This window comes from Actinoplanes sp. KI2 (assembly GCF_025630775.1).
Taxonomy (GTDB): Bacteria; Actinomycetota; Actinomycetes; order Mycobacteriales; family Micromonosporaceae; genus Actinoplanes.
Map to the genome: position 1 here is coordinate 1 of NZ_JAOSZE010000168.1, position 418 is coordinate 418.

The window sequence follows — 418 nt, forward strand, 5'->3', positions numbered from 1 at the left end:
TCCGTCCGGACGTGATGATCCTGGATGCGCGGTTGCCGGATGGCAATGGCATCGATGTGTGCCGGGATGTGCGGGCGGTGGATTCGACGATCAAGGGGTTGATTCTGACCTCGTACGAGGATGATGAGGCGCTGTTCGCGGCGATCATGGCGGGGGCGGCGGGTTATGTGTTGAAGCAGATCCGGGGTACGGATCTGGTGGATGCGGTGCGGCGGGTGGCGGAGGGGCAGTCGTTGCTGGATCCGGCGGTGACGCAGCGGGTGTTGGAGCGGATCCGGCATGGGGTGGAGCAGCCGCGGGAGTTGGCGGGGTTGACCGATCAGGAGCGGCGGATTCTGGAGTTCATCGCGGAGGGTCTGACGAATCGGGAGATCGCGGGCCGGATGTTCCTGGCGGAGAAGACGGTGAAGAACTACGT

General features: G+C 64.4%; 1 protein-coding gene. It reads left to right on the forward strand.

Annotation, left to right across the window (positions count from 1 at the left end):
• Positions 1 to 418: response regulator (locus ODJ79_RS46805; protein ID WP_263030211.1), on the forward strand; the 418-nt coding region annotated here is incomplete at both ends.